The following is a 13,715-nucleotide window of genomic DNA, read 5'->3' as shown; positions in this document are numbered from 1 at the left end:
ATTAGAGTCTGGTACTCACTTTTTTTACCATTTGATCTTTCCAAACGGCAAAATCACCTGCAAGGATATGTTCTCTAGCTTGGCCAACTAGCCAAAGATAAAAACTTAGGTTATGGATACTGGCAATCTGCGCAGCCAAAATCTCCTTACTGACTGTCAAATGCCTCAAGTAAGCTTTAGAATAGAATGTACTGACGTAGCCGCCGATAGCTGGATCTATAGCACTAAAGTCTTCCTTCCATTTTTCATTACGGATATTGATGAATCCCTCAGAAGTGAAGAGCATTCCATTTCTAGCATTTCGAGTGGGCATTACGCAATCAAACATATCAACGCCGAGAGCAATACATTCCAGAATATTTGCTGGCGTTCCTACTCCCATCAAGTACCGAGGCTTATCCTGTGGTAAAATATCAGTGACCAGTTCGGTCATCTCGTACATCATTTCAGCAGGCTCGCCTACTGATAGGCCACCAATTGCATTTCCTTGTTGATTGGTAGAAGCTATGAATTCCGCACTTTGCTTTCGCAAATCCTTGTAAACAGAGCCTTGGACAATGGGAAAGAGCGTTTGATTGTATCCGTATTTTCCTTCAGTTGCATCAAATTGATTAATACAACGCGTCAACCAACGATGAGTCATTTCCATGGAATTTCTCGCGTATCCATATTCGCATGGGTAAGGAGTGCATTCATCAAAAGCCATGATAATATCAGCACCAATCGTCCGCTGAATATCCATGACATTTTCTGGTGTGAAATGATGCTTCGAGCCGTCAATATGAGACTTAAACATCACGCCATCTTCCTTTATTTTACGGGTGCCAGACAGCGAAAAAACCTGATATCCTCCACTATCTGTCAAAATAGGTTTCTCCCATCCGTTGAATTTATGGAGCCCACCAGCCTTTTCAAGCACATCCAGCCCTGGCCTTAAATACAAATGATAAGTATTCCCAAGAATAATTTGAGCCTTGACATCTTGATCCAACTCCCGCTGATGAACAGCTTTTACAGAACCAGCCGTGCCTACGGGCATAAAAATCGGTGTCTGAATATCACCATGATCAGTTTTTATTACACCTGCTCTGGCTTTACTCTTGGAATCTTGTTGGGCTAAAGTAAACTTCATATCGCTAATGGGTTGCTGTTGAGACATTCTACACCTTGTCTCTTTCAGCCTACAAAAATATACGCTTATTCTTAAATGGTTTGCTGAATTTGATTTTATATTTGCTCAGCAAAAGCGACCTATGGGCCTATTTTTACTTTGGTTTTTCTTCGGTGTTGGAATCCTTATCCAAGCAGTTTACCTATTGGTTATTTTCGGAAAATCAGCATTTTATGTGGGTAGCAAATCCCAATCTAATTCTGAAAATGAGGAAGGGGTTACGGTTGTAATTTGTGCTCATAATGAATTTTCAAATCTTAAAGATCTAATCCCTAAGCTTTTCGAGCAAGATTACCCAGCATATGATGTAATGATCGTCAATGATCGATCCAACGACAGGACTAAACGCTTGCTGGAGCAAATGATGGAAATTTATCCCAAGCTTAGATCCGTCACAATCAAATACACACCTGCTCATGTCACCTCCAAAAAGTATGCACTTACCCTAGGTATTAAAGTCGCTAAAAATGACGTTATACTTCTGACAGATGCAGATTGCGTCCCAGAAACAAATCAATGGATCAGAAAGATGACAGCTCCAGTGCGAAATCAAGACAAAACATTTGCTGTTGGGTTCTCTGGGTATGAGCAAAAACCTGGCTTTTTAAACAATTGGATTCAGTTTGAGACCTTGCTGACTGGTTTATACTATTTGTCTTTTGGCCTGTGGAAAAGACCTTTCATGGGAATCGGTAGGAACTTATGCTATCGCAAGGATTTTTTTATGGAAGTAAAGGCTTTCAAAGGTCTTTGGCACATCGAAGGCGGAGATGACGACCTTTTCTTAAATCAATATGCAAGCGGAAGAAACACTGCAATAATTTTGGATCCTGAGGCTAATACTATTTCCAAGCCAAAAGAAACGCGCAAAGAGTACCTCATTCAGAAAAAAAGGCACCTGCATGTGGGTAAATATTATCGTGGAGAAGACAAGAGAAAGATTGGATTATACTCCTTTTCACATGCATTATTCTGGCTTGGGGGGATAGGATTGCTTATTTATTTCGGTTTAGACCAAAGCTGGGAACATTTTTCAGCTGTTTTCGGTATTATCCTATTAAGGTCTATTCTCGTAACGCTGATTTTCAAAGCAGCTGAGAAAAAGATTCAAGGTACTAAACCACCGAAAAATATCTGGATGCTAGATTTCTTGTATTTAGGTTATTTTTGGATTTTAGGGACAATCTCCCATCAGGCAAAAGACATCCAATGGAAATAAATGAACGCGGTTTTTCTAAGAAAGCACTTGAAGATTTTGAGTTAATTGATCAGGCTGTAGATCAAAAAGACCAGCAAGCCTTCGCTTCTTTGATGAAGCGATACAAAAAGGCAGTTTATTACATGATCTTAAAAATGATTCGGGATGCAGATGATGCCGAGGATCTGACGATGGAGGCTTTTGCGAAAGCATTCAAAAACCTACACCGCTTTAAAAAAGATTATACTTTTTCCACTTGGCTTTTTAGAATTGCCACCAATAACACCATTGACTTTATCCGAAAAAAGAAACTCAAAACCATGAGTTTGAACACGACGATGTCTGATGATGGGGGCAATTCGGTGACCATCGATGTGGAAGATGATGACAACAATCCGCAAGATGAATTCATCCGTACACAGCGAATCGAAATGGTGAGAATCTTCGTGGACAAGCTTCCTGCGAAATATAGAAAACTGGTTCAGCTTCGCTATTTCGACGAGCTTTCGTATGAGGAAATCGCCCAAGAACTCGAAAAACCACTGGGAACTGTGAAGGCTCAACTTCACCGATCCAGAGAATTACTTTACGAAATTGCCGCAGGCAAACAAAAACATATTTGATGAACTCTGGCACTCAGCTTATCCAGTCCTATTTTCCTGATCTCACAGAATCTCAACTTTCACAGTTTGATCAGCTTCAGGAGCTATACGAAGATTGGAATTCTAAAATCAACGTGATTTCCCGCAAAGACATGGAGCAATTCTATGTGCATCATGTGCTGCATTCCCTTGGAATTGTGAAAGTCATGCCATTTGAGCCAGGAACGAAGATTTTGGATATCGGCACTGGTGGTGGTTTTCCTGGAATCCCATTAGCCATCATGTTTCCTGAGACCCATTTTCACTTGGTGGATTCTATTGGGAAAAAGATCACCGTGGTCAAAGACGTGGTGAAGCAACTGAAGCTAACCAATGTGGAAGCACAACAGGCAAGAGCCGAGCAGTTGATCCGTAAATATGACTTTGTGATCAGCCGGGCAGTGACCCGAATGGTCAATTTTTACCCTTGGGTGAAAAATAAGATCCGCAAGGAAGACATCAACGAATATCCTAATGGCATTCTCTATCTCAAAGGAGGGGAAGTAGATGAAGAGATGGAAGAACTAGGAAAATCTTATGTGGTTTATCATTTGGAAGACTACTTCAAAGAAGAATTTTTTGAAACAAAAAAGGTGATCTATATGCCTTGGGAGGATAAGAGGTAGATTGGGTGTCGGCTGTCGGGTGACCTATATATACCATGCGGCAAATCTGCTCTCTTGAAAATACACTTTTAGATAGAAATTCTATTCTACTTGATACATTCTCTGATTTGAATCTGTACAAATTCAAAATAGACCTTGTACAATTTCAAAATAGAGATTCCCCCTGATTCTAAAGAAGCAGTACATTTACTATGCTCTGTGCCCTCAGCGCAAACCTCCGTGTTCATCGTGGTTTAAAAAACTTTCGCAAAATTCCCTGACAATTACCCCCGCTTCGCTTGCCTCCTTTCGGAGATTAGCCCTAATTTGAAGTCTCAATTACCCAAGCTGTATGTATTTAATTTTTGATACGGAAACCACCGGTCTTCCCCGCGACTACAATGCTCCCATGTCCGATGTGGACAACTGGCCACGACTGGTTCAGCTAGCCTGGCAACTGCATGATGGGAAGGGAAATCTGATCTCAAATCATAATTACATCATCCGACCTGAAGGATTTACAATCCCCTATAATGCGGAGAAAGTTCACGGAATCTCTACCAAGCGCGCGCTAGCAGAAGGTCACGACCTGAAGCAGATTCTTGGAATATTCGAAGGCGATGTGAAGCAAGCCAAATACTTGGTCGGTCACAATGTGGAATTTGATGTGAATGTCACCGGCTCTGAATATTACAGAGCGGAGGCTACTATGCCGCTGACGGCACAGCAGTTGGATACGAAAGACATTTCCACTGATTTCTGCGCCCTTCCAGGCGGTCGAGGAGGCAAATACAAATGGCCAACGCTTACTGAATTACACCAGAAACTTTTTGGGAAAGGCTTCGGTGATGCCCACGATGCAGCCTATGATGTGGATGCGACTGCTCGCTGTTTCTTTGGATTAATCACCCAAGGAGTCCAAGCGCCAGAATCAGGAATCTCTATTTCTGAAGTTATTTACGAAGCTCCAAAACTGGAGGAAGCGAACTTTGCGCAAGCAAAAGACGCTCAAAAAGCCGCTGCTAAAGATGTATTAAAGCAAGCCGGAAAAGCTGATATTTCGGACCTCACCGACATTCCATTCACCCACTTGCATGTGCACAGTCAGTATTCTGTGCTGCAGGCGACTTCTGAGATTCCAGCGATGATTGCTCGCGCAAAGGAGTTGGGAATGCCTGCGATAGCAATGACTGATCACGGGAATATGATGGGTGCTTTTCACTTCGTAAAAGAAGCCTTAGCAAAGGAAATCAAACCGATTTTGGGTTGTGAATTCAATCTTTGTCGCGACAGAAAAAACAAAGCAAATAAGGATGATGGCTATCAGACAGTACTCCTTGCAAAAAATAAAGCAGGTTACCACAACCTAGCAAAACTAGCTTCCTACGCAAATATCGAGGGTTTTTATTACGTCCCACGAATTGACAAGGAGCTTTTGGTTCAATACAAAGGAGATCTGATTGCAACTACTGGTGGCCTTTGGGGTGAGATTCCATTTCTGATTCTTAACGTAGGTGAAACGCAAGCGGAGGAGGCTTTTGTCTGGTGGAAAGAACAGTTTGGAGAAGACTTCTATGTGGAGCTCAACCGACATGGAGTTCCTGAAGAGGAGAAAGTAAATGAGGTGCTCTTGGAGTTTGCGAAGAAATATGACGTGAAGTATTTCGCAGCAAACAACTCTTACTACAGCGAAAAGTCAGATGCCAAAGCGCATGATGTCCTGCTTTGTGTGAAAGATGGGGAACTTTACGATAAGCCTAAAAAATACATCGGTAAGCGTGGACGTGAGTTTCGCTACGGTTTTCCAAACGATGAATTCTACATCAAAACTCCCGATGAGATGAAAAAGCTTTTCGCAGATTTGCCGGAAGCTATTGAATGTACGAATGAGATTACCGAGAAAATTGAAACCTATAAACTAGCTCGGGAAGTACTTCTTCCAGCTTTTGAGATTCCTGATGAATTCAAGCATGCAGAAGATGAAGTGGACGGAGGGAAACGTGGGGAGAATGCTTTTCTAAGACATTTGACCTACGAAGGAGCAAAAAAACGCTACCCAGTAATCACACCCGAAATCGAAGAACGCCTAGATTTTGAGTTGGCAACGATCCAAAATACTGGCTACCCAGGCTATTTCTTGATCGTTCAGGATTTTATTGTAGAAGCGAGGAAAATGGGTGTATCAGTAGGCCCTGGCCGTGGTTCTGCTGCGGGTTCCGCTGTTGCATATTGCACAGGCATCACAAACATTGACCCAATCGCTTACAACCTGCTTTTTGAGAGATTCCTAAATCCTGACCGAGTTTCACTTCCCGATATTGATATTGACTTTGACGACGAGGGAAGGGGCTCGGTGATTGATTACGTAATCAAAAAATACGGTTCCAATCAAGTTGCCCAAATCATCACCTATGGCACCATGGCTGCAAAGTCTGCCATCCGTGATACCGCACGCGTCTTAAACCTACCACTTCCTGAAGCTGGAAGACTTGCCGGCTTGGTGCCAGACATCAAGCTAAAAGCATTATTTGGCTTAGCTGGAAATCGAGCTGCACTTTCAGATAAGCTAAAGGGGCAGGGAGAAATGATCGCCAAAGCAGATGAACTGATCCGAATTTCCAAAGGCCAAGATGATTCTGCAAAAACGATCAACCAGGCTACCATGCTGGAAGGTTCTGTTCGGAATCTTGGAATTCATGCTTGCGGTGTCATAATCACTCCGGCGGATATTACGAACTATGTGCCTGTAGCTTTGGCGAAGGATTCTGACATGGTTTGTACGCAGTTTGACAACTCTGTGGTGGAATCTGCCGGCTTGCTGAAGATGGACTTTTTGGGATTAAAAACCCTAACTCTGATCAAAACCGCTGTTCGAATAGTCAAGGAACGACATGGAATCGAACTGGATGCTGATCATTTCCCAATAGACGACGCGAAGACTTACGAGCTTTTCCAACGTGGCGAAACAGTCGGGATTTTCCAATATGAATCTGCCGGAATGCAGAAATATATGCGCGAGCTTAAGCCTACGGTTTTTGCGGATTTGATTGCCATGAACGCCTTGTATCGTCCAGGACCATTGGCGTACATTCCTTCTTTTATCAAAAGAAAGCATGGAACTGAAGCGATCGAATACGATCTGGATGACATGCAGGAATACTTGGAAGAAACGTATGGAATTACCGTTTACCAAGAGCAGGTGATGCTTTTGTCCCAAAAACTTGCTGGATTCACCAAAGGTGAGGCGGATGTTTTGCGTAAGGCGATGGGTAAAAAGCAGAAGGATGTACTCGACAAAATGAAGCCAAAGTTTGTCGAACAAGCTTCCGCCAAAGGTCACGATGCCAAAAAACTTTCGAAGATCTGGACTGACTGGGAAGCTTTTGCATCCTACGCATTCAACAAGTCACACTCCACTTGCTATGCTTGGATCGCTTATCAAACAGCGTATTTAAAAGCTCATTATCCAGCAGAATACCTTGCTTCGGTTTTGAGCAATAACATGAATGACATCACGCAGGTGACGTTTTTCATGGAGGAATGTAAGCGTGCCGGAATTCCTGTTTTAGGCCCAGACGTGAATGAATCCAAAAATGGATTTACGGTAAACCAAGCCGGAGAAATCCGATTTGGAATGGCTGCAATCAAAGGTGCAGGATCTGCGGCAGTAGATGCGATTATTGAAGAGCGGGAGAAAAACGGTCCGTATAAAAACATCTTTGACTTTGCGAAGCGGGTAAGTTCCAAGGCTTTGAATAAGAAAACAATGGAAGCACTAGCAATGGCAGGTGGATTTGACTGCTTCCCACAGCATCATAGAAGACAATATCTGGAATCTGCAGATGGAGATTTGAATTTGATCGAAAAAGCGACCAAATACGCTCAGAAAGTACAGCAGGAGGAAGAAAGCAACCAAGTGAGTTTATTTGGCGGAGGTGCTGGAAACATGGAAGTTCCCCTTCCTACAATTGCTCCGATGGAGCCTTTCACGCAGCTACAGCAATTGAACATCGAAAAAGAAGTGGTTGGGCTTTATATATCTGGTCACCCACTCGATCAATTCAGATTAGAAATTGAGTCTTTCACCAATGCTTCCTTGCCTGATCTGAATGACTTGGAAAGTCTCAGAAATAGAACTGACATCAAATTGGCTGGCTCGGTTTCGACTTTTGCTCACAGGACGACTAAGAATGGTAAACCTTTTGGCACGCTGACGCTGGAAGATTACCAGGGTGCATTCACCTTTTTCCTTTTTGGGGACGATTATGTAAGGTTCAAAGAATACTTTATGCCAGGCTGGTTTTTGTTCATCAGCGGAACTGTAGCGGGTAAGCGCTGGGCTGAAAATGAGCTTGAATTCAAGATTGGCAACATCACTTTGCTGGACGAAATCCGGGGAAAAATGGTCAAGGGTCTCCGTGTCAATATTAATCTGGATGATTTGACGTTAGATTTGATGGAAAAGCTACAAGTGATCACCGAGAAGTATAAAGGCGATGCCAAGCTGTATTTTGATGTGATTGATCGCAAGGAAAATATTGCGCTGGAGCTTTTCTCTAAAAGATTCTCCATCGATCCAAGTGCGGAAATGATTACGGAACTGAAGCAAATTCCGGAGGTGATGTATAAGGTGGTTTAAAAGTAAGTCCGATGTTTGATGACCGATGTTCGGTGTCCACATTAAAATTTAGCTCAGTGAATTCAATTCACAACTACTCCAAATTAGCTATAGGAAAGAAATTAAAACCTTTACCATCATCGTTTTTGTCAATCAATCATTGACAAAAAAATCAAATCCCTCGGAACTTATTAATACGCTATTGGCTTTTGGTCATATATTTGAAATCCGAGAAATTTTAAACCAAACATACAATGTCAAAAGCAATAGAAATTACTGACGCAAACTTTGAAGAAATAATCAAATCTGAACAGCCAATCCTAGTGGATTTTTGGGCTGAATGGTGCGGACCTTGTAAAATGATCGGTCCAGTAGTGGAAGAGCTAGCCGGAGATTATGATGGCAAAGCTGTCGTAGGTAAAGTAGACGTGGATGCAAATCCAGGTGTAGCGCAAGCATTCGGAATCAGATCTATTCCAACTCTGCTCTTCTTCAAAGGTGGAGAAATAGTAGATAAGCAAGTTGGAGCTGTTCCAAAATCTGTATTATCTCAAAAACTTGATGCTCAACTTTAAGTAGTTGACTATATTACATTCAGAGCCGCAAGGAATTCCTTGCGGCTTTTTTTATCTTCAAACTTTATGGCCGAGCAGTTAATTACTTTAGATGAATTTTGGAGTTTGAGAGATCAATTTCCTGTGATCGATGCCCGCAGCGAAAAAGAATTTGATCAAAGCCATATCCCTGGCTCCATTAACATCCCAATTCTGAATAATACTGAGCGAATTCAAGTCGGCACACTTTATAAAGAAAGAGGCCCAGAAGAAGCGACCATCAAAGGGTTCGAATTAGTTGGGCCTAGATTCCATTTAATCATAAAGGACACTGTCAAGCACTTTCCTGAGAAAAAAGTAATAATCTATTGCTGGCGTGGAGGGATGCGAAGTCATATTCTTGCTTGGCTATTGACCATGGTAGGTTTTGATATTTTTCGCCTCAAAGGTGGCTACAAAACTTACAGAACTTACAGTTTTGATTTAGTCAGAAAAGACTGGAATCTGATCGTGCTAGGAGGAAAAACAGGGACCGGGAAAACCAGATTACTGAAAAAACTTCAAGAAACTGGAGAGCAAATCATAGATTTGGAAGGCTTAGCCAATCATAAAGGATCTTCCTTTGGCGCTATTGGACAGCCCGCTCAACCTTCCGTGGAGCAATTTGAAAATGAATTTGCTGAAACCTTACATAAGCTAGATCCAAAGAAATCTAGCTGGGTAGAAAATGAAAGTAGGAAGATCGGACGGTTGATTCTCCCAGACAATTTTTATCACCAAATGCTAGCTTCTCCTCTGATCGATATTTACAGAACTGAACAAGAGCGAATCAATTTGATTGTTGAGGAATACGCAGGCTTACCTTCAGATGAATTAATTCTCGCCGTTTTACGCATTAAAAAGCGATTAGGAGGTTTACGAACCTCAGAAGCGATACAAGCAATAGTGGAAGGAAATCACGAAGCCTGGATCTCGAACATGCTCGTCTACTACGACAAAGCGTACAACTTCGACTTGGATAAGCATGAATCAGGAAAAACAATCCAGTTAGACCTTTCTGGAATCGACGAAGAAACATCAACAAAAAAACTACTTGAAGCAAAATCTCAATTCCATGGAAAACACACCGACTCGACTGACTGAATGGAGTGAAGGCTCTGGCTGCGGATGCAAAATTGCACCGGCAATATTAGACCAAATACTAAGTTCAAGTGGCTCATTAACTCAATCAGACCCAAAACTTTTGGTTGGGAATTCAGGAAAGGATGACGCTGCAGTATATCAAGTTTCAGAAGATTTAGCTGTTATAAATACAGTCGATTTTTTCACTCCGATCGTGGACGATCCATTTGATTTTGGAAGAATCGCTGCCGCCAATGCACTCTCGGATGTATACGCGATGGGCGGTAAACCAATTTTTGCAAATGCTATCCTGAGCTGGCCTGTGGAAAAACTAGCTCCTGAACTTGCCGCCAAGGTAATGGAAGGAGCAAAATCTATTTGCAAAGCAGCAGGAATTGAATTAGCTGGCGGACATTCTATTGCTGCCAAAGATCCGATTTTTGGACTTTCAGTGAACGGAGTTGTTCATCCACATAAAATCAAAAAGAATCAGGGTGCCAAAACAAGAGATATTATTTATCTCACCAAACCTCTTGGAGTTGGCGTTTTGGCGACTGCGCTGAAGCGTCAGAAGATCTCTGACAAAGATTACATGAACCTACTTGATACCGCATGTCGATTGAATTCTATTGGCGAGATCATCGGAAACCATGAGGAAGTTCATGCGATGACAGATGTCACTGGCTTCGGATTGTTGGGGCATTTAATAGAAATGTGTGAGGGTTCTGGACTTTCAGCAGAAATCGATCTCTATAGGTTGCCGATGATAGAAGGAGTTCAAGAATACATTAATCAGTTTATTTTCCCAGACAATACTTACCGTAACTGGAATGCCTACAGCGCCAAAACCAAGGGAGTGGTGGGAATGGACTTGGTTAAGCTCTGTGATCCTCAAACTAGCGGAGGATTAATGCTTGCGGTAGATCCTGAAAACCGGGATTGGTTTGAAGAGGCAATGAAGCAACATAATCAGGTGATTTGGGAAATTGGGAGGTTCATAGAAAAGGCTGAAAAAACAGTAGAGGTAAAGCAGTAGAATTGGCTGATACAATTTTGTTCAAATTTCATTCAATGGTAATTTTTGAATTAAACCAATGGCGAAACCCCTCCACTCACCATAAACTTCATCACATCAGAGCTCTTCACTCCTAATAGCGGAGTTACTTTATCTTTTGGCACCAAGAATACATTCCCAGAAACATTGTAGCTATGAGGGAAATAAACAGCAACCATATCAGGCTCTCCCACTATCCCCATATTATCCTGCGTGATGAATCCCAAGCGGATAAACGTATCACTCAGCTGCACTTTGACAGGTGAGGAAAACTTCTTTTTGTCCCCAACAAAAGCACCCATCAGATCCTTGATGCTGGTATAAATCAAATTCACCAGTGGAATCTTGATCAGTCCCCGCTCAAACCAATCAAAAATAGGTTTGGCAAAGAAAAGGCTGGCCAGATATCCTACAAAAGTAATCAACGCCAAAACCATCAAAATACCGATCCCAGGTAATGGTACCGGGATCAAGTTATCCAGAAAAAGGATTGTCTGATAAATGATGTAAAAGGTGACTGCTAAGGGAGTCACAAATAACATTCCCCGAAGGAAATAAGAGAGAATACGCTTGTATGTAAATGTCATGACTGTAAAATGAAAATCCTGATTATTAGTCAATAATAATCAGGATTTATACTGTAAGATACTTTCCGTTTAAATTTCTTTAGATCAGTCTGGAAGGAGTTTCACCTTCACACTTTTATAGTAGATCACAGACTTAGGATCATGAGCCTGAAGAGCGATTGTTCCGTGGTCAACTTTCTTTGTACCTAGACCATCTTTACGGTTTTCATCCTTAGACTGATCATATACATTGACTGTTTCGCCATTGATCTTTACTGTCACAATATCACCTTGCACGATGATATGCTCAGTGTACCATTCTCCATCTTCCACATAGACATCTCTTACGTCTTGGAAAGAATACACACTGCCCGTCTTTCTCCAGTCACCATGACTTTGATTGACTTGAATCTCATAGCCAACATTTGGCCAGCCGTCTTCTTGGTATTGGGTATGGATAAAAATGCCTGAATTGGCTCCAGGCATGGTTTTCACTTCAGCAATTACTTCAAAGTTATTGAAATCATGATTTGCTACATCTCCATTGTAAAACGCGTGTCCTCGTGGTCCAGCTACTTTAATCACGCCATCTTCCACTTGAAAAGATTGTGAGTTTTCAGAAATCTTCCAGCCGTCTAGATTTTCACCATTGAATAGTTCGATCCACTCTCCGCTTTGTGCGGCAGCCGAAAATGTAAGTGCTATAAAGCAGCAGAATGTTAATAGGGTTTTCATAAGAGTCAGGGTTATTGAATAGTATATTAAAGGTAAAAGTTACGAGCTATTAGACAAAATCAAACACCACTAAAAACAAAAGCCCCGAGATTTCATCCCGGAGCTTTCGAATATTGTTGTTAAAGGCTGATTACAAATCAATCCCCATAAAGGACATGAATGCGATTCCCATCAAGCCTGTCAAAAGCATAGTAATACCCAGTCCTTTCAAGCCATTTGGAACATGAGAATATTTTAATTTCTCACGAATAGCAGCCAAAGCTACAATGGCAAGACAGAATCCAGTTCCAGATCCGAAGCCATAAACTGTAGATTCAGCAAGTGTGTAATCTCTTTGAGCCATGAATAGGGAACCACCTAGGATCGCACAGTTTACAGCGATCAAAGGAAGGAATATACCCAAAGCACCGTAAAGTGCAGGAGCAAATTTCTCAACCACCATTTCCACCAACTGCACCATCGCTGCGATAATCGCAATAAACATGATGAATCTTAGGAATGAGAGATCTATGTCTGCTAAGCCTGCATTCACCCAGGATAAAGCACCTTCTTTAAGTACATACTCATTCAATAACCAGTTCACCGGAACAGTCACAGTTAATACAAATATTACTGCTGCGCCAAGACCGATAGCTGTAGTTACTTTTTTGGAAACTGCCAAAAAAGAACACATCCCAAGGAAGTAAGCGAAAATCATATTGTCGATAAAAATCGACCGAATACCTAAATTAAATAAATCCATTTCTTCAGTTGGTTTTAGTGTTCAACATATCCAGTTTTGGTACGCTGTACCCAAATCAATAATCCCAAGACCATAAATGCCCCTACAGGTGACACCATAAGGCCGTTCGTTGCCAATTGGAAATCAGGACCAAATAAGCTAGAGACATAGTCGTAAATAGGGATACCAAATACTGCACCTGATCCTAACAATTCTCTGAAGAAGGCCACCGTTAGTATAATCCAAGAATATCCTAGAGCAGACCCAAATCCATCAAGAATGGAATCGTAAGGCTTATTACCCAAAGCGAAAGCTTCTAAACGACCCATTACTATACAATTGGTAATGATCAAACCAACGAATACGGATAGTTCTTTGTACATATCATATGCAAAAGCTTTCAATACCTCATTCACTAAAGTTACCAAGGTAGCTACTACTGCAAGCTGTACGATAATCCTAACTCGGCTAGGAATAGTATTTCTCATAAGAGAAATTAAAAAATTGGACATCACAATTACGAAGATAACCGCAATAGCCATTACCAAAGTAGGTTTCATTTGCGTGGTAACTGCAAGAGCAGAACAAATACCAAGTACCTGGATAGTCACCGGGTTGTCATCGATCAGAGGATCGCTTACCAGTTTTTTCCTACGCTTGGAGAGTAATGCCTCTGCAGGCTTTTTTTCTATAGTTTCAGCACTCATATTTAATAATTATTGAGTTGAAT

Annotated in this window: 12 protein-coding genes; 7 read left to right on the top strand and 5 right to left on the bottom strand. The window is 41.7% G+C overall.

Annotated elements, in window-relative coordinates:
• Nucleotide 1: 1 nt before the first annotated feature.
• Complete coding sequence (gene tgt / locus LV83_RS15890) at nt 2-1,132, bottom strand: tRNA guanosine(34) transglycosylase Tgt (protein WP_111612575.1); 1,131 nt, start codon at nt 1,130-1,132, stop codon at nt 2-4.
• A gap of 121 nt (nt 1,133-1,253) precedes the next feature.
• Here tgt and LV83_RS15885 point away from each other — a divergent pair, with 121 nt between their 5' ends.
• From LV83_RS15885 to selD, 7 genes are all read left to right on the top strand, one after another.
• Nucleotides 1,254-2,390: a glycosyltransferase gene (locus LV83_RS15885; RefSeq protein ID WP_111612536.1), complete on the top strand. Its 1,137-nt coding sequence runs from the start codon at nt 1,254-1,256 to the stop codon at nt 2,388-2,390.
• Entirely contained in the window at nt 2,381-2,992 is a 612-nt protein-coding gene (locus LV83_RS15880) for an RNA polymerase sigma factor (RefSeq protein ID WP_111612535.1), read from the top strand. Before LV83_RS15885 ends, LV83_RS15880 begins: the two co-directional genes overlap by 10 nt.
• On the top strand, nt 2,992-3,636 hold the full coding sequence (rsmG, locus tag LV83_RS15875; RefSeq protein ID WP_111612534.1) for a 16S rRNA (guanine(527)-N(7))-methyltransferase RsmG: 645 nt from the start codon (nt 2,992-2,994) through the stop codon (nt 3,634-3,636). Before LV83_RS15880 ends, rsmG begins: the two co-directional genes overlap by 1 nt.
• A gap of 331 nt (nt 3,637-3,967) precedes the next feature.
• On the top strand, nt 3,968-8,254 hold the full coding sequence (gene dnaE, locus LV83_RS15870) for a DNA polymerase III subunit alpha (protein WP_111612533.1): 4,287 nt from the start codon (nt 3,968-3,970) through the stop codon (nt 8,252-8,254).
• Between the two features lie 233 nt (nt 8,255-8,487).
• On the top strand, nt 8,488-8,808 hold the full coding sequence (gene trxA, locus LV83_RS15865) for a thioredoxin (RefSeq protein ID WP_111612532.1): 321 nt from the start codon (nt 8,488-8,490) through the stop codon (nt 8,806-8,808).
• Between the two features lie 66 nt (nt 8,809-8,874).
• Nucleotides 8,875-9,930, top strand: coding sequence for a tRNA 2-selenouridine(34) synthase MnmH (gene mnmH, locus LV83_RS15860; RefSeq protein WP_111612531.1), 1,056 nt, complete (start codon nt 8,875-8,877; stop codon nt 9,928-9,930).
• Nucleotides 9,902-10,945 (top strand): selenide, water dikinase SelD, encoded by a 1,044-nt coding sequence (gene selD, locus LV83_RS15855; protein WP_111612530.1) that lies wholly within the window; start codon nt 9,902-9,904, stop codon nt 10,943-10,945. Before mnmH ends, selD begins: the two co-directional genes overlap by 29 nt.
• A 50-nt stretch (nt 10,946-10,995) precedes the next feature.
• Here the strand turns inward: selD and LV83_RS15850 are convergent, their stop codons facing one another.
• From LV83_RS15850 to LV83_RS15835, 4 genes are all read right to left on the bottom strand, one after another.
• Entirely contained in the window at nt 10,996-11,550 is a 555-nt protein-coding gene (locus LV83_RS15850; protein WP_111612529.1) for a DUF502 domain-containing protein, read from the bottom strand.
• 84 nt (nt 11,551-11,634) lie between these two features.
• Entirely contained in the window at nt 11,635-12,264 is a 630-nt protein-coding gene (locus tag LV83_RS15845) for a 3-keto-disaccharide hydrolase (RefSeq protein WP_111612528.1), read from the bottom strand.
• Nucleotides 12,265-12,394: 130 nt separating this feature from the next.
• Nucleotides 12,395-13,006 (bottom strand): NADH:ubiquinone reductase (Na(+)-transporting) subunit E, encoded by a 612-nt coding sequence (gene nqrE, locus LV83_RS15840; protein ID WP_111612527.1) that lies wholly within the window; start codon nt 13,004-13,006, stop codon nt 12,395-12,397.
• A gap of 14 nt (nt 13,007-13,020) precedes the next feature.
• The gene (locus tag LV83_RS15835; protein WP_111612526.1) at nt 13,021-13,692 is read right to left on the bottom strand and encodes an NADH:ubiquinone reductase (Na(+)-transporting) subunit D; all 672 of its coding nucleotides are present in this window, start codon (nt 13,690-13,692) and stop codon (nt 13,021-13,023) included.
• Between the last annotated feature and the right edge of the window lie 23 nt (nt 13,693-13,715).

Origin of the sequence: Algoriphagus yeomjeoni (genome assembly GCF_003259505.1) — a bacterium.
GTDB classification, from domain to species: domain Bacteria; phylum Bacteroidota; class Bacteroidia; order Cytophagales; family Cyclobacteriaceae; genus Algoriphagus; species Algoriphagus yeomjeoni.
This window is presented reverse-complemented; position numbering and strand designations above follow the sequence as displayed.

Bases quoted from the DNA above. Each gene is read 5' to 3' on its own strand.
- LV83_RS15845 (WP_111612528.1), bottom strand. From the start codon at position 12,264: ATGAAAACCCTATTAACATTCTGCTGCTTTATAGCACTTACATTTTCG.
- mnmH (WP_111612531.1), top strand. From the start codon at position 8,875: ATGGCCGAGCAGTTAATTACTTTAGATGAATTTTGGAGTTTGAGAGAT.
- LV83_RS15885 (WP_111612536.1), top strand. From the start codon at position 1,254: ATGGGCCTATTTTTACTTTGGTTTTTCTTCGGTGTTGGAATCCTTATC.
- nqrE (WP_111612527.1), bottom strand. From the start codon at position 13,006: ATGGATTTATTTAATTTAGGTATTCGGTCGATTTTTATCGACAATATG.
- LV83_RS15835 (WP_111612526.1), bottom strand. From the start codon at position 13,692: ATGAGTGCTGAAACTATAGAAAAAAAGCCTGCAGAGGCATTACTCTCC.
- LV83_RS15850 (WP_111612529.1), bottom strand. From the start codon at position 11,550: ATGACATTTACATACAAGCGTATTCTCTCTTATTTCCTTCGGGGAATG.
- dnaE (WP_111612533.1), top strand. From the start codon at position 3,968: ATGTATTTAATTTTTGATACGGAAACCACCGGTCTTCCCCGCGACTAC.
- rsmG (WP_111612534.1), top strand. From the start codon at position 2,992: ATGAACTCTGGCACTCAGCTTATCCAGTCCTATTTTCCTGATCTCACA.
- tgt (WP_111612575.1), bottom strand. From the start codon at position 1,132: ATGAAGTTTACTTTAGCCCAACAAGATTCCAAGAGTAAAGCCAGAGCA.
- trxA (WP_111612532.1), top strand. From the start codon at position 8,488: ATGTCAAAAGCAATAGAAATTACTGACGCAAACTTTGAAGAAATAATC.
- selD (WP_111612530.1), top strand. From the start codon at position 9,902: ATGGAAAACACACCGACTCGACTGACTGAATGGAGTGAAGGCTCTGGC.
- LV83_RS15880 (WP_111612535.1), top strand. From the start codon at position 2,381: ATGGAAATAAATGAACGCGGTTTTTCTAAGAAAGCACTTGAAGATTTT.